Raw genomic sequence first — 14,017 nt, 5'->3', positions numbered from 1 at the left:
TATCCGGCCCGGAGCCTGCCCAACAAATCCAATGGAGGACATCATGGTCTTCGGAACTGATGCAGACTTAGCCATCGACTTAACAATCTATATGACGCCGACCTGCCCGGATTGCCACGCCCTCAAGGCATGGCTCGATCGCGAGGGCATCCCCTACGACGAGCGCGACCTGACCGATCAGGCCATCATGGAGGACGCTATGGCACGCTACGGCGTGCGGGTCGCACCGATCACCGTCGGAGACGGTTGGTTCGCCTATGGCCCTTTTACAAAGCAGAAACCCGAGATCGAAGCGGCGCTTCGGGAAAGGGTGTGAATCATGGCGCAAACCGACGTAAAACCCGCCCCATCAAGCAAGCAAACGCCAAGCGGCGGTTATAATGCGCCACTGCCATCTGGTCCGCCATCATAGGGTAGCGAGGAACATCAGAAACTTGGCCTGACTTGTGCTCAGCTTCACCTATTTGAAGTTGAAGCTGTGTGACTGCACTAGGTAAAAGTTTGAGGGCTCGGTGGTAATCGCCACCCAAAGGTAAGCGCAATTCACTTTTGCCAACGATGGCACGCAAATCTTTTGGCACAACTAACCGTGCGTGGAAGCGCCCTGAGCGATTGACTAAATGCCTGACTTTCCCGGCCATAGCCAGCTCAGTTTGTAACCATCAAGCGGCCCTAGGGCCAAGATTGCAAGGGTTTTATTTGTTATCAAGGGGTTAATCTGGTGCTGCTGGAGAGAATCGAACTCTCGACCTCTCCCTTACCAAGGGAGTGCTCTGCCAGTGAGCTACAGCAGCGACCGATGAGCGCGGAGTAGACGCAAAACATGTAATCTGCAAGCCCTCTCTGGACGGTTTTTGCGGCATCAGGTAACAAGCGGTATGAGCAGTAAATCGAACCCCAAACCGGCCCAAACACGCGAAGATCGCTTAAAGGCCGCGTTGAAAGCAAACCTTGGACGGCGTAAGGCACAAGCGCGTGCCAAGGCGACAAAACAAGCGGATGAGCAAGCCGCACAAGAACCCGCTGCGACTGCGCCACATCAGCCCGGTGCGACTGCGCCACATCAGAAAGAATAACAGGCATGGATTCCATCGTTGTACGAGGCGGCAAAGCGCTGTCAGGCCAGATCGAAATTGCAGGCGCAAAGAACGCAGCATTGGCGCTCATGCCTGCGACATTGTTAAGCGATGAACCGCTGACGCTGACCAACACGCCACGTTTGTCCGACATTAAGACCATGACTGTGTTGCTGGAATCGCTGGGCGCTGAGATTTCGTCGCTCCAAGACGGTAAGGTGCAGACGATGTCATGCCATGGGTCGATCAACACGACCGCTGATTACGACATCGTGCGCAAGATGCGGGCCTCAAATTTGGTCTTGGGGCCTTTGTTGGCACGCGAAGGTCACGCGATTGTATCGCTCCCGGGGGGGTGCGCCATTGGTGCGCGGCCAATGGATATTCACACTGACGGTCTCACGAAGATGGGCGCGCAGATCGACCTTAGGAACGGGTATCTGCATGCCAAGGCGGAGGGCGGAAAGCTGAAGGGTGCTGTGATAGATTTTCCGTTCGCCAGCGTCGGCGCGACGGAAAATATCATGATGGCCGCGACGTTGGCTAAAGGCACAACCGTTATTAATAATGCCGCGCGTGAGCCCGAGATTGTCGATCTGGCGTCTTGCCTGCGCAAAATGGGCGCGCAGATTGATGGCGATGGCACGTCCACGATCACCATTCAGGGCGTCGATCGTTTGCACGGCGCGACGCACCCCGTTGTAACGGACCGCATCGAACTTGGCACTTATATGCTGGCGCCAGTGATTGCCGGTGGAGAGGTGGAATGTATCGGCGGGCGGATGGAATTGGTCGGTGCATTTGCAGAAAAACTTGACGCAGTTGGCGTCAGCGTTGAGGAAACCAAGGTTGGTCTGAAGGTTAAGCTGAACGGCGACCGCCCGCGTGCGGTGAACGTTAAGACCGAACCCTTCCCGGGTTTCCCGACGGATCTACAGGCGCAGATGATGGCGATGCTGTGCTTTGCTGATGGCACGTCCGTGCTGGAAGAAAAGATATTCGAAAACCGCTTTATGCACGCGCCGGAACTGGTGCGCATGGGCGCAAACATCGAAGTCCACGGCGGCACGGCGACTGTCACGGGCGTCGACAAAATGAAGGGCGCGCCGGTGATGGCGACAGATCTTCGTGCGTCGGTGTCACTGATCCTTGCAGGGTTGGCTGCGAACGGTGAAACGCAGGTGAACCGCGTGTACCATCTCGATCGTGGCTATGAAAATGTTGCAGAAAAACTGGGCCGCGTTGGTGCGGATATTGAGCGGGTGGCAGGACGATGAATACTTCAGCAAACGACGCAACCTTTGAAGACGGAAACGAAGCGCCCTTACGCCTGAAAGCGTACGATGCCGAGGATCTGGCCGTGCTGTCGGGCCTTGTGCAAGATGCGGTTTTTCCGGGAGCTGAAATGAAATGGGATCGCGCAGCACGTCGGTTTGCGCTGCTGTTGAACCGGTTTCGTTGGGAAGATGCCGACAAGGCAGAGGCCCGGAAGCGCGATTACGAACGGGTTCAGTCTGTGCTGGTAATTGAGGACGCGATGCGCGTGCAGGCCAGTGGCGTCGATGTGCGTGATGGCGATATGGTCTTGTCGGTGCTGAACATGGTGTTTGAGGCTGGAACTGACGGCGGTGGTTTCGTAGTGCTGACACTTGCGGGCGACGGTGCGATACGGATTGATGTCGAAGCGCTAGAAGTTGTTCTAAAGGACGTCACGCGGCCCTATTTGGCACCGTCAAAGGCGATGCCGAAACACGACGACTAGACCGTGGTGTCAGACAGCAGGAGTTCTAAATGCCACAGTTTTTAGAGATATCAGACAGTAATTTTGAGACCGCATTTCAGGCGTTGCTTGGCGCTAAGCGCGAGGATTCGCCAGATGTGGACGCTGTTGTTGCGGACATCATTGCAGACGTGCGCGCGCGCGGGGATGCGGCTGTTCTTGACTTAACGGCGAAATTTGATCGATTGCACTTGGACGCAGATGGCCTGCGGTTCACCAGTGTTGAGATTGAAGATTATTGCGCGCAGGTTAGCGACGAAGACCGTGCAGCGCTTGAATTGGCAGCGACGCGCATTCGGGATTATCACCTGCGCCAAATGCCCGAAGATGCATTCTGGACGGACGATGCGGGTGCGTCGCTGGGGTGGCGTTGGACGCCTGTGTCGGCTGCTGGATTGTATGTTCCCGGCGGTATTGCGACCTATCCATCATCAGTTTTGATGAACGCGGTGCCTGCGAAGGTTGCTGGCGTGGGGAGGTTGGCGATGGTTGTGCCGACGCCGGACGGGGCGGTGAACCCCCTTGTCCTGATGGCGGCGCGGATCGCGGGCGTGGACGAAATTTACCGTATCGGTGGTGCGCAGGCGGTGGCGGCGCTGGCCTATGGCACCGAAACGATAGCACCCGTGGATAAGATCACTGGTCCGGGCAACGCCTATGTCGCGGCGGCGAAACGGCGGGTGTTTGGCAAGGTCGGGATCGACATGATCGCGGGGCCATCAGAAATTTTAGTGATTGCTGATAAAGACAATGACCCCGACTGGATCGCGCTTGATTTGCTGTCACAGGCTGAACACGACGAGAACGCGCAGTCGATCCTGATCACGGATGACGCTGCTTTCGGTCAGGCCGTGGCAAGTGCAATCGAGGCGCGATTGCTGACATTGGAACGCCGCGCGGTGGCGGGGCCAAGCTGGCGTGATTACGGCGCAATTATTACAGTGAAAGACATGGCGCAAGCCGTTGTGTTATCAGATAGAATTGCACCTGAGCATCTTGAGATTTGCGTCGCGGATGCCGATAGTCTGGCTGATCAGATCACCCACGCTGGCGCGATATTTATTGGCGCTTGGACGCCAGAAGCCATTGGCGACTATGTCGGCGGGCCGAACCATGTGCTGCCGACGGCGCGGTCGGCGCGGTTCTCAAGCGGGTTGTCGGTGATGGATTTCCTCAAACGTACAACGCTTGCAAAAATGACGCCCGATGCGCTGGCGGCGATCGGTCCGGCTGCAGAACGGCTTGCCATTTCCGAAAGTTTGCAAGCTCATGGGCTTAGCGTGCGTGCTAGGATCGACAAGTTGAACCGGGGTTAGGGCATTGGCAAAGATAATCCACATTGATCTGGACGACAGTGCGCTACCGCCGCCGACGCCCGAGATTGAACAAGAACGCAAAGTGGCGATGTTCGATCTGCTTGAGGACAACTCCTTTGTTCTGCCTGAGCGCGACAGCAAGGAGGTTCCGATTGGGCCGTATCGGTTGGGGCTTTCAATCCGTCAAAAGCGATTGGTATTCGAAATAAATACCGAAAATGGTGAAGCTGCGGGTGAGTTTCATCTGTCCCTCGGCCCGTTCCGCCAAGTCGTGAAAGATTATTTCCTGATCTGCGAAAGCTATTTTGACGCGGTCAAAACCGCCGCCCCAAACCAGATTGAGACGATTGATATGGCGCGGCGTGGCATCCACGATGAGGGTGCGCGTATCCTACAAGAGCGTCTGGAGGGGAAGGCGGAGGTCGACTATGACACCTCCCGACGCCTGTTTACGCTCATCTGTGTTTTGCATTTCGGGGGCTAGTTTGGATCGATTGCCACAGTCCATTCTATTTTGTTGTGACCACAATTCTGTGCGCTCGCCCATGGCTGAAGGTTTAGCGAAAAAGTTGTATGGAACAGGCGTTTATCTTCAATCTGCAGGTGTAAAGTCCGACCTTGATATTGATGGTTTCGCAGTATCGGTGTGCATGGAATTGGGGATTGAGCTTTCGCGCCACCGCAGCCGGTCTTTTGATGAAATGGTGCAATGGGGTGATGATTTGTCGTCGTTCGATTTGGTTGTCGCTTTATCGCCCGCCAGCCAGCGCCGCGCACAGGAATTGACGCGCCATGCGCACCTTGATGTTGAATACTGGCCAATTTTGGACCCAACGGGGTTGGGCGAAGGCCGCGACGACCGTCTGGCGTCCTATCGCCAGGCCCGCGACCAAATCCATAGCCGCCTGATCGCCCGTTGGGGCAACGGGGATAGCGAAGAATGACAGTTTCGTAAAAATCTTTGCCCATGTGTTGCATGGTTTGCCCAAAATTCGGGGTCGGTGATTGCGCGCATCAAAGACATTACAAGGGTTAAGGTTCAGTTAGCCCTTGAAAATCCCTGCGCCCCAGCGCATTTACCCCCTGTCCGCAAGTTCGCGGACGTTTTTGATGGAGAGAACATGGCCAAGGAAGAACTGCTCGAATTTCCAGGCGTCGTAAAAGAACTCTTGCCGAACGCGACATTCCTGGTCGAGCTGGAAAACGGCCATACGATCATCGCGCATACGGCAGGCAAGATGCGAAAGAACCGCATCCGTGTCCTTTCAGGCGACAAGGTGCAGGTCGAGATGACCCCCTATGATTTGACCAAGGGTCGGATCAATTATCGGTTCAAATAATTCTCGGATGAGACTTATTTTAGGCTCCGGTTCCCCGCGACGGTTGGAGCTTTTGGCGCAGCTTGGGCTGACGCCCTATGCTGTGCGCGCACCTGAGATTAACGAAGACCCGAAAGAGGCTGAAAAACCGCGCGACTACGTGCGGCGCATGGCGCAGGAAAAGGCGCAGGCATCCGTGTGCGCGGATGATGAGGTCGTGCTTTGCGCGGATACCACGGTGGCGGTGGGTCGCCGTATTTTGGGCAAGCCTGCTGACGCAGTTGAGGCTGAGGCGTTTTTGCGGCTGATGTCGGGGCGTCGCCATAAAGTGATTACTGCAATTGCGGTCAAAACGCCGAATGGTATCCGCGTGAAGGATGTCGTGACGGACGTGAAGATGAAACGCCTGAGTGACGTTGAGATCGCAGGCTATATTGCAACGGACGACTGGCGCGGCAAAGCGGGTGGCTATGCCATTCAAGGACCAGCCAGCGCGTTTATTCCGTGGATTTCTGGATCTTATTCGGGGGTGGTCGGGCTGCCGTTGGCGGAGACCGCGAATTTATTACAATCATCAGGTTTGGTGATGTGGTCCCAACAGGTGCCGCAGAACATAAAGGAAAATTCATGAAGGGACGGATGATCGTTCTGGACCACGTGGCGGGCCGTGAAGCGGCGGCGCTGCTGGTCGATGGAAAACTGCAAGATTTGATGATCGACGATGAGGGCGCGCCGCGCCCGGGTGCGATTTTTCGTGCGATTTGTGATCGTCCGTTGAAAGGGCAGGGTGGCATGATGCTGCGCCTGCCGGACGGTGAGACGGCATTTCTGCGCCAAGGAAAGGGGCTCGCGCCCGGACAGGCTATACTGGTGCAGGTAACCGGCTACGCCGACGATGGCAAAGCCATTCCTGTAACCGACCGTGTGCTGTTCAAATCGCGCTATGCCATTGTGACGCCCGGGAAATTGGGGATCAACGTCAGCCGCTCGATCAAGGATGATGACGTGCGGAACCGCGTTTTGGCCTGCGCCCATGATGAGGGCGTGAGCGAGGGGTTCGGTTTGATCTTGCGCTCCTCCTGTGAAGGCGGGGCAGACGCAGATATCATCGAAGACATCGCCGCGATGGACGCTATGGCATCTGCGATTATGGCGGACAGCGATGGTGTGGCCGAAGCGTTGACAGACGGCGATGGGCCACATGGTTTGGCGTGGCGCGAATGGGTCGAACCCGCGACAGTTGTGACGGACGCAGGTGGGTTTGAACACCACGGCGTGTTGGACCAGATGACGGCGCTGAGTTCTGCGCGTGTCGGGCTTGAAGCGTCAGCGTTTATGTATGTCGAACCCACGCGCGCATTGATCGCGGTAGACGTGAACACGGGCGGCGATACATCGCCAGCGTCTTCGCTGAAGGCCAACATAGCGGCGTCAAAGGCACTGCCACGCGAATTGCGCTTGCGCGGGCTTGGCGGGCAGGTGGTGATTGATATGGCACCAATGTCCAAGGCGCACCGCAAGCAGATTGAATCGTCACTGCGCAGTGCGTTTCGCGCCGACAGCATCGACACAGCATTGGTTGGCTGGACCCCACTGGGCCACTATGAGCTGCAGCGCAAACGCGAAAGGCTGCCAATCCCGATGGAGGCGCTGTAATGGCCTGTCCTATCTGTAAAAAAGAGACCCATGCTGATGGGGTGGGTGGCTCCTGCTCCAACCAGCGTCGCAATGCGCGATAATGTATGTGTCGAAACTTACTTATGACAGGAGCCACCCCATGCAAGTTACCACAATAGGCGTTGATCCATCGACCGGCAGGCGAATGCGCAGTAATCGCTGAGAGGTTGGCCAAGAACATTTTTCAAGTTCATGGGATCACTGAAGACGAAGAGGTCGCCTTCAACCGGCCTTTGAGACGCGCACAGCTATTGCCGTTCTTCTCCAAGATTGATCCCTGCCTGATTGGCATGGAGGCCTGTAGCAGTGCGCATCATTGAGCTCGGGAGTTAACAGTGTTGGGCCACGATGTCCGCCTGATCCCACCGATTTATGTCAAACCATACGTCAAGCGCGGCAAGTCTGATGCGATCGATGCAGAGGCCATTTGTGAAGCGGTGACACGCCCGACGATCATTGCCGGCAGGTGAAGCTTGTATTCACCGAGAGGGCGGTTTGTTGCGATAAAGACCGTTGAACAGCAAGCTTTTTTGTCACTCAATCGCGCACGGGCTCTGCTGAACTTCGTCCCTGAAACCGGACAGTTTATTTATTGACCCTATGCGGCCATTTCCCAAGTCATATTATTGAAGGCCTGTTGCGGCGTTTGATATCCGTCGCCGGAATGGCGACGCTGGCGGTTATAGAATACCTCGATGTATTCAAAGATTACAGCCTTGGCCTGGGCGCGTGTTTTGAAGCGCTGATGGTGCACCAGTTCCTTTTTCAGTGAGGCAAAGAAACTCTCCATAGGTGCATTGTCGAGGCACTCGCCCTTGCGGCTCATGGACTGGGTAAGCTTCGCCTTTTTGATCAACTTGCGATAGTCCCCAGCAGCATATTGGCGGCCCCTATCCACTGCCCGGCAGGGTTATGCGAAGCATGATCCCGAGAGGGGGTGTCGATATAGGTGATGCCGGCCAGCCAAACGGTATTAGGCGTCTGGCTGTGGAACTTCTGTTCCAGCAAGTTTGGCCCCTCTCGGCAGATTGCTTCGCAATCGCCTGCCCATTGCCGGCAGCACATACGCAGTATGTGTGAGAGGGGGCAATGGAAGGCTTCAGCTCATGATCGCTGTCCGTCGTGATTGGCTTTCTACGCTTGCGAAGAAGCGAAGACACCTTGTTTTCCTTCATTATTCTGGCAACACGACGTTCAGAGACGACCTCACTATCCGCCAGCAAGTCTTGGTGAATACGCTTTGATCCATAGCATTTCTTACTGACCTTGAAGAAGGTTTTAATCTTGGGAAGCAACTCCTGATCTCGGGCCTCACGATTAACTTGACGTTGATCGCGTGCAGGCTGACTGGCTGGAAATCCGTAGAACCAGCCCCGGGATATCTCCAGGAGACGGCATAATATTGAAACCGCATATTGCGCTTTATGGGCAGTGATGAAAGTGCGCTTGCTCGTCATGGTTTCACCGCCCGCGTTGCGAAAAAAGCGGATGCTTTGTGCAAAATCTCCACGTCCTGAGCAAGCCGCTTGTTGTCTTTGCGAAGGCGGACCAATTCAGCCGCATCGGCTTGCTGACGCAGTTTGGCTTCAACTGAGCCAAATGCCTCGATCTCAAGCCGCCACGTCTTCAGCTGTGGACCAGTAATCCCGAGCTCCTTGGCAACGCAGCCTTGCGTCGCCCCAGGCGCGTACAGTCACTCAACTGCCCCGGCCTTATAATCGTCTGTGTACTTCCGCCGCTGTTGTCCCATCTGGTGCCCCTTTCACGGACAGGGGTAAAGTACCCCTGAAGTGGTCCTGCTTTTCAGGACAGGTATGTGGCTTGGCTAAGATGCATCTGATTTATGTTCATGCCGTTTTTCGTATCTCCGCATGGCCAAAGTATGCGATGTCCGGTGTTCGCTTATCAAGGGCCGTGTGAGGGCGTTCTGAGTTGTAGAACCCAATCCATGTATCGATGATCCGTTTTGCTTGGAACCCATCGGTGATTTCATGCAAGTAAACGGCCTCCTGCTTCAGGGATCGCCACAGACGTTCGATGAAGATTTTGCCGAGATAGCGGCCGCGTCCGTCCATTGATATTTTGATGTTGGCTTCGGTCAAAGTTGTGATCCAACCCGCACCAGTGTATTGGCTGCCCTGGACGTGTTCATGATCTCTGGCTTGCCGTATCGGGCGATAGCCTCCTCCAGCGCCTCAACACAGAAGCTAGCATCCAGCGTATTTGAGAGCCGCCAAGTCAGCACTTTTCGCGTTGCCCAGTCCATGATCGCCACCAGATACAAAAAACCATTCTTGACGGGTATGTAGGTGATGTCGCTGCACCAGACCTGATTGGGTCGGGTGATTGCCAACTTTCTCAGCAGGTATGGATAAATGCGGTGCTGTGGGTGCTTCTTGCTGGTGTTCGGCCCCTTGTAGATGGCCTGCAACCCCCCTCTCAGCGATGCTTTGCATCGCCTGCCGGGCAAGGCATGATGTTCATCAGGCGACGAACACGATGCCGACCCGCAGAGAACCCTGACTGGGGCAAATAGGCTGCTATCTGTCGGCTGCCAAAGAATGGATATTTCGTAAATATCCGATCAATCTCATGCATCAGCTTAAGCGTCTCAGCATTCACCCCAACTGGTGTGTAATAGATCGACGAACGGCTGATCTTGAGCAGCTTACACTGGCGCGTCAGGCTCAGTTTTGTGTTCTCTTTGCGGATCATCTCGCGGCGTTTTGATGGGCTCACCCCGGTGAATTCGCTTTAGCGAAATAACCTGTCTTCAGCCCTTGTGACAAAAAAACGTTCTCCACCGCTAACTGACCAATCTTGGCGTGCAGCTCTTTAATCTCACCGACCTTGTTCTCAGCCTTTTTGACCTTGTCGGTAAAAAACCCGGCCATGCCTTCGATCGCCTGTCGTTTCCATGTGCTCACCTGCGTTGGGTGGAGCTGCCGCTTGGCCGCAATCTCCTGAACCGTCTTGTCACCGCGCAGCGCCTCAAGCGCCACAGTAGCTTTAAAGTTGTCTGAAAAGTTCCGTCGCTTTGTCATTCTCGTATCCATTCGTTCGTGTTGGATACATCTTAGCACGCTGTCCAGTTTTGCCGGACCACTTCAGATAGGATAAATAATCAAAACCCGACGAAAACATCAACAACACTAAATAGACAGCTAGGTGTTCGGTCCCGGCATCTGTTGGATCGGATTAACGATGAATCTTTCTGGTTCTGAAGTCCCTATCTTGCAGATGTATTCGTACGGCGTCAGGCCGTTGAGCGTCTTCAGCCTTCGAGCAAAATTGTAGGCCGCTATGAAGTCTGCGAGATGGGTGTGCAGCTGATCATGCTTGTCATAGTGATACCGCTTGACTGTTGCGTCCTTGATCGTGCGGTTCATCCGCTCAACCTGGCCATTGGTCCATGGATGGTTGGGCTTGGTCAGCCGGTGCTCAATCCTGTTGGCATCGCAGATCATGTCGAACCGCATAGGCCGTGAATATGGTGTGTTCCGGTTACGTGGTTGCTCACAAAATTGAATGCCATTGTCCGTCAGAATTGTGTGGATCTTGTATGGCACCGCTTCCAGCACAGCCTCCAGGAACTCCCAGGCCGTCTTGCGATTTGCTTTTTCTACAAGCCGTGCCACGGCAAACTTGCTGGTTCGGTCCCTCTCGTGACATCGCTTTGCGATTCACTGCCGGGCAATGAATGGCAACAAAGAGATAAAGTTTTCCTTCGTTGGTGCGCAACTCTGCAATGTCGATATGAAAATATCCGATCGGATAGCGTTTGAACTTTTGTCGTTTCGGCTTGTCGCCCTCCATATCTGGCAGTCGGGATATCCCATGCCGTTGCAAACAACGATGCAGGGAAGATCGCGTCCCCCTCTCATTGCTTGCTCCGCAAGCAACTGCCGGGCAATGGATGTGGGATAGTTGGCTGCAAGGCATAAAGACAATCATCCAGCGGTAGGAGCGTATGACGTCGAAAAGAGACGATCATCGCCTCTTCACCCGCGCTGAGAACGGTCGAACTGGGGTCCGTGGGGCCAGTCTTGCGGTCTTCTACAGTTTTGCGCTTGCGCCATTTGGAGACCGTTTTGACATTTATACCAAGTTCTCGACTCAAAGCTGCGGTCGTAGCTTGCGATCGCTGTATTGTTGCTCTGATGGCGTGCGTAGTCGTGGCGCAGCCATGACGTATTTGTCCCATAATGCTTCCTTCCATTCCAAAGAATAGATCGCACCATCAAACCAGGGGATCAAAAACCTAGGGGTTGGATTTTGACCCGATCGCACCGATTCAAACCCCAACCCACAGTCATGATGCCGCTATCAACGCGCCAGATAGTCGTTTGTATACCAGCTCGAGACATCCGGCATTGTTGTAAGCGGTGTGCCGTCTTCGTCACGCAGAATGCCCGCCTCAAACAAAAACTCCGTGATGTTGGCGAACATTTCGTCGTCGATCAGCCCAGCAGGCTCGCCGGGGTCTTGAAGATAGCCACCCGTAACCAAAGCCTCCATTGAGGCACGCACCAGCTCTGGTCTCGACAACATTCCCGCCGTCTCAGCGATCAGGATTTCAGCGGCATCTGCTGGATTTTTGGCCGCGTATTCATAGCCACGCTGTGCCGCCTGAACGAATGCGCGTGCTGTTTCTGGGTTAGCGGCCAACCAAGTCCCGTTACCACCCAGGAAAGTCGTATGCTGGTCTGGAACACCGTAATCCGCATATCGAAAGGCCCGTTGTGGACGGTCCAGCAAAGCCGAATTCACGCCTTCCCATGTGCTGACTTCAAGCGTGAAATCAACGCGGCCATTGGCCAGTGCCTCATAGGCCGAAGTGCCTAGTGTGACCGTATCAAACGTACCTTTGCCACCATCATTGCGGATGATCGTAGAAATGAGCGCCTCTTCCCAAGCACTGCCAAATCCTGCGTATATCTTACTGTCCAGATCGGCTGGGCGTTGGATATCGTCGCGTTCGCCATTGAACACCAACCGCCCAGTTTCATGCTGCACAACGGCCATCACTACAGTCATATCCGCACCTGTCGCGCGCTGACTGTGAAATCCGACAGCGCTTAAGATACCAAATTCTGCGACGCCCGTCGCCACCAAGACACCCGACGAGGTATCGGTGTATGGTAAAACATCGACATCCAATCCGGCCTCGTCAAACCAGCCTTTCGACTGCGCCACATACAAGCCTACATGATTGGTGTTTGGCGTCCAATCCAGCGCAACGCTGACGGTCTCCTGGGCCGCGACAGGCAACGCTGCGCAGAGGAAGGCGGCAGAAAGTAAATGTTTCATGGTGTATCTCCAGTTTGGTTAAGTAGGATTTCGAGCAGATGCGCCTCTAGTGCATGGGCATCCGCGTGGACGGGCTGCCCAAGACGGGGCCGCGCCGCAGGCACGGCGACTTCGGCGATCACACGGGCCGGGCGGCGCGACAAAACATAGATCCGATCGGACAATGCCACAGCCTCGCGTACATCGTGGGTAACGAGCAGGGTGGTCCAGCGGGCAGCGCGCCAGCGTTCCTCAAACCACGTCTGCATTTGCGTTCGGGTCAGCGCATCAAGTGCGCCGAACGGTTCATCCAACAGCTGGACGGGCCGTGTTTGGATGATCGTACGTAACAATGCCGCGCGCTGGCGCATGCCACCCGATAGCTGGGCGGGGTAGTGTTGCTCAAAACCCTTCAAGCCGAAATCAGAAAGCAACGGCACAACGCGGGCGCGCGCGTCTTTGCGCGCCATGCCCTGAACCTCCAACCCCAAGGTCAGATTACCCAAGATGCGCCGCCATGGCATTAAGGCGTCGCGCTGCGGCATGAAAGCAAAGTTCGGCGTGTTTTGATCAAGCAGGCGATCATCGCAGGTGATCGTGCCGCGATCATGGCGCAGCGCACCTGTGAGCAGCCGAAAGATCGTGGATTTCCCTGCCCCCGATGGGGCAAGAATGGAAACAAACTCACCCTGCGCCAGATACATGGAAATATCGGCAAGGACCTCAGTGTTGCCCAACGTGACGCCAACACCTTGCATGTTCAAAATGCTCATCGACCATCACCGACGTTTCGCCAGCGTAAGACGACGCGTTGCAGCGTGGCCGTGATCGCAAACAATACCAACGTCAGCGCCGAACTGATCACGACAGCGGCCAGCACGAGATCAGGGCGAAAGCTATTCTTGGCGTTCAGGATCACGATCCCCAGACCCGCACGCGCACCGACATATTCAGCAAAGATCGCCGCAACAACGGCGTAGGTTATCGAGATACGCAACCCCGCGAAAAAGTAAGGCATCGCGGACGGTAGGCGCGCTGTTCGAAACACAACACGGCGCGACGCCCCCATGGACCGCAGCAAGTCTTCTATTTCGGGGTCTGTCGATTCATACCCGTCAACCAGTGCCACCAACATCGGAAAAAACGTCACAAGCGCGACCAGTAAAATCTTGGGTGTAAGATCAAACCCGAACCACAACACCACAAGCGGAGCGATGGCGACCAGTGGCAAGGTTTGGCTGACCACAAAAATCGGAAACAGCGCCCGCCGCACGCATGGCATGAAATCTAGCACAATCGACAGCACAAAAGCCACCGCGAGCGACAAAGTGAAGCCAGCTAGTGTGGCCGTGATCGTGGGCAGGGTGTTGTCCCACAAAAGCGCGCGGTTCAGCACTATCTGTCCCAGTACCCTTGACGGTGCAGGCAGCATCAGAGGGGAAATGCCTGACACACGGACGTAGATTTCCCAAATAACGAAGGCGCTGGCCACACTTAAGACGGCAGGGATGCCGCGTGCCAGACCTCCGCCCGTGGGGTGAGGTAAGAAATTTTGCATCA

Annotated in this window: 15 protein-coding genes, 1 tRNA gene and 4 pseudogenes; 11 read left to right on the top strand and 9 right to left on the bottom strand. The window is 55.3% G+C overall.

Features of this window, described 5'->3' with window-relative positions:
- The first annotated feature begins 31 nt into the window (after positions 1-31).
- A complete protein-coding gene (locus tag OAN307_RS14820) occupies positions 32-316 on the top strand; it encodes a glutaredoxin family protein (protein ID WP_245540853.1) in 285 nt (94 codons plus the stop codon).
- Position 317: 1 nt separating this feature from the next.
- On the opposite strand, the gene OAN307_RS30960 is transcribed toward OAN307_RS14820, so the two are convergent.
- Both OAN307_RS30960 and OAN307_RS14810 read right to left on the bottom strand, forming a co-directional pair.
- Complete coding sequence (locus tag OAN307_RS30960; protein ID WP_015500469.1) at positions 318-641, bottom strand: DUF6538 domain-containing protein; 324 nt, start codon at positions 639-641, stop codon at positions 318-320.
- A gap of 78 nt (positions 642-719) precedes the next feature.
- Positions 720-794 (bottom strand) — tRNA-Thr (locus tag OAN307_RS14810).
- 84 nt (positions 795-878) lie between these two features.
- Between OAN307_RS14810 and OAN307_RS14805 the strand changes: the two genes are divergently transcribed.
- The 10 genes and pseudogenes from OAN307_RS14805 to OAN307_RS14760 all read left to right on the top strand — a co-directional run.
- Positions 879-1,076, top strand: a complete 198-nt coding sequence (locus OAN307_RS14805) for a hypothetical protein (RefSeq protein ID WP_044043825.1) — start codon at positions 879-881, stop codon at positions 1,074-1,076.
- A gap of 5 nt (positions 1,077-1,081) precedes the next feature.
- The gene (gene murA / locus OAN307_RS14800) at positions 1,082-2,353 is read left to right on the top strand and encodes a UDP-N-acetylglucosamine 1-carboxyvinyltransferase (protein WP_015500468.1); all 1,272 of its coding nucleotides are present in this window, start codon (positions 1,082-1,084) and stop codon (positions 2,351-2,353) included.
- Positions 2,350-2,838 carry a DUF2948 family protein gene (locus OAN307_RS14795; RefSeq protein ID WP_015500467.1) on the top strand — a complete coding sequence of 163 codons (489 nt, stop codon included), beginning with the start codon at positions 2,350-2,352 and terminating at the stop codon, positions 2,836-2,838. The genes murA and OAN307_RS14795 overlap by 4 nt, the downstream gene beginning before the upstream one ends.
- A gap of 29 nt (positions 2,839-2,867) precedes the next feature.
- On the top strand, positions 2,868-4,172 hold the full coding sequence (gene hisD, locus OAN307_RS14790; protein ID WP_015500466.1) for a histidinol dehydrogenase: 1,305 nt from the start codon (positions 2,868-2,870) through the stop codon (positions 4,170-4,172).
- Between the two features lie 4 nt (positions 4,173-4,176).
- Positions 4,177-4,656 (top strand): UPF0262 family protein, encoded by a 480-nt coding sequence (locus OAN307_RS14785; protein WP_015500465.1) that lies wholly within the window; start codon positions 4,177-4,179, stop codon positions 4,654-4,656.
- Position 4,657: 1 nt separating this feature from the next.
- Positions 4,658-5,116 (top strand): arsenate-mycothiol transferase ArsC, encoded by a 459-nt coding sequence (locus tag OAN307_RS14780; protein WP_044043822.1) that lies wholly within the window; start codon positions 4,658-4,660, stop codon positions 5,114-5,116.
- A 177-nt stretch (positions 5,117-5,293) separates the two neighbouring features.
- A complete protein-coding gene (infA, locus tag OAN307_RS14775) occupies positions 5,294-5,512 on the top strand; it encodes a translation initiation factor IF-1 (protein WP_044044792.1) in 219 nt (72 codons plus the stop codon).
- 7 nt (positions 5,513-5,519) lie between these two features.
- Positions 5,520-6,122: a Maf family protein gene (locus OAN307_RS14770; protein ID WP_015500462.1), complete on the top strand. Its 603-nt coding sequence runs from the start codon at positions 5,520-5,522 to the stop codon at positions 6,120-6,122.
- Positions 6,119-7,147: a ribonuclease E/G gene (locus OAN307_RS14765; RefSeq protein WP_015500461.1), complete on the top strand. Its 1,029-nt coding sequence runs from the start codon at positions 6,119-6,121 to the stop codon at positions 7,145-7,147. Before OAN307_RS14770 ends, OAN307_RS14765 begins: the two co-directional genes overlap by 4 nt.
- Positions 7,148-7,293: 146 nt before the next feature.
- A pseudogene (locus tag OAN307_RS14760) lies at positions 7,294-7,728 on the top strand (IS110 family transposase); the annotation flags it as partial.
- Between the two features lie 38 nt (positions 7,729-7,766).
- Here the strand turns inward: OAN307_RS14760 and OAN307_RS28100 are convergent.
- The 7 genes and pseudogenes from OAN307_RS28100 to OAN307_RS14715 form a co-directional block, all read right to left on the bottom strand.
- Positions 7,767-8,063, bottom strand: a pseudogene (locus tag OAN307_RS28100) (IS3 family transposase); the annotation flags it as partial.
- Entirely contained in the window at positions 8,059-8,625 is a 567-nt protein-coding gene (locus OAN307_RS31355) for an IS3 family transposase (RefSeq protein WP_015500460.1), read from the bottom strand. The gene OAN307_RS31355 and the pseudogene OAN307_RS28100, both read right to left, overlap by 5 nt.
- A 390-nt stretch (positions 8,626-9,015) precedes the next feature.
- Positions 9,016-10,212, bottom strand: a pseudogene (locus OAN307_RS28095) (IS3 family transposase).
- 120 nt (positions 10,213-10,332) lie between these two features.
- Positions 10,333-11,372, bottom strand: a pseudogene (locus OAN307_RS26570) (IS481 family transposase).
- 122 nt (positions 11,373-11,494) lie between these two features.
- Positions 11,495-12,478, bottom strand: a complete 984-nt coding sequence (locus OAN307_RS14725) for an ABC transporter substrate-binding protein (protein WP_015500459.1) — start codon at positions 12,476-12,478, stop codon at positions 11,495-11,497.
- Entirely contained in the window at positions 12,475-13,230 is a 756-nt protein-coding gene (locus OAN307_RS14720) for an ABC transporter ATP-binding protein (protein WP_015500458.1), read from the bottom strand. The genes OAN307_RS14725 and OAN307_RS14720 overlap by 4 nt, the downstream gene beginning before the upstream one ends.
- The gene (locus tag OAN307_RS14715; protein ID WP_015500457.1) at positions 13,227-14,015 is read right to left on the bottom strand and encodes an ABC transporter permease; all 789 of its coding nucleotides are present in this window, start codon (positions 14,013-14,015) and stop codon (positions 13,227-13,229) included. The genes OAN307_RS14720 and OAN307_RS14715 overlap by 4 nt, the downstream gene beginning before the upstream one ends.
- Between the last annotated feature and the right edge of the window lie 2 nt (positions 14,016-14,017).

This window comes from Octadecabacter antarcticus 307 (assembly GCF_000155675.2).
Lineage (GTDB): Bacteria > Pseudomonadota > Alphaproteobacteria > Rhodobacterales > Rhodobacteraceae > Octadecabacter > Octadecabacter antarcticus.
Note: the sequence above shows the minus strand (reverse complement) of the source record. Positions and strands in the feature narration are given on the sequence as shown.

Coding starts and splice junctions, on each gene's coding strand:
- OAN307_RS14725 (WP_015500459.1), bottom strand. CDS start 12,478: ATGAAACATTTACTTTCTGCCGCCTTCCTCTGCGCAGCGTTGCCTGTC.
- OAN307_RS31355 (WP_015500460.1), bottom strand. CDS start 8,625: ATGACGAGCAAGCGCACTTTCATCACTGCCCATAAAGCGCAATATGCG.
- OAN307_RS14770 (WP_015500462.1), top strand. CDS start 5,520: ATGAGACTTATTTTAGGCTCCGGTTCCCCGCGACGGTTGGAGCTTTTG.
- infA (WP_044044792.1), top strand. CDS start 5,294: ATGGCCAAGGAAGAACTGCTCGAATTTCCAGGCGTCGTAAAAGAACTC.
- hisD (WP_015500466.1), top strand. CDS start 2,868: ATGCCACAGTTTTTAGAGATATCAGACAGTAATTTTGAGACCGCATTT.
- OAN307_RS14795 (WP_015500467.1), top strand. CDS start 2,350: ATGAATACTTCAGCAAACGACGCAACCTTTGAAGACGGAAACGAAGCG.
- OAN307_RS14805 (WP_044043825.1), top strand. CDS start 879: ATGAGCAGTAAATCGAACCCCAAACCGGCCCAAACACGCGAAGATCGC.
- OAN307_RS14720 (WP_015500458.1), bottom strand. CDS start 13,230: ATGAGCATTTTGAACATGCAAGGTGTTGGCGTCACGTTGGGCAACACT.
- murA (WP_015500468.1), top strand. CDS start 1,082: ATGGATTCCATCGTTGTACGAGGCGGCAAAGCGCTGTCAGGCCAGATC.
- OAN307_RS14820 (WP_245540853.1), top strand. CDS start 32: ATGGAGGACATCATGGTCTTCGGAACTGATGCAGACTTAGCCATCGAC.
- OAN307_RS14765 (WP_015500461.1), top strand. CDS start 6,119: ATGAAGGGACGGATGATCGTTCTGGACCACGTGGCGGGCCGTGAAGCG.
- OAN307_RS14715 (WP_015500457.1), bottom strand. CDS start 14,015: ATGCAAAATTTCTTACCTCACCCCACGGGCGGAGGTCTGGCACGCGGC.
- OAN307_RS30960 (WP_015500469.1), bottom strand. CDS start 641: ATGGCCGGGAAAGTCAGGCATTTAGTCAATCGCTCAGGGCGCTTCCAC.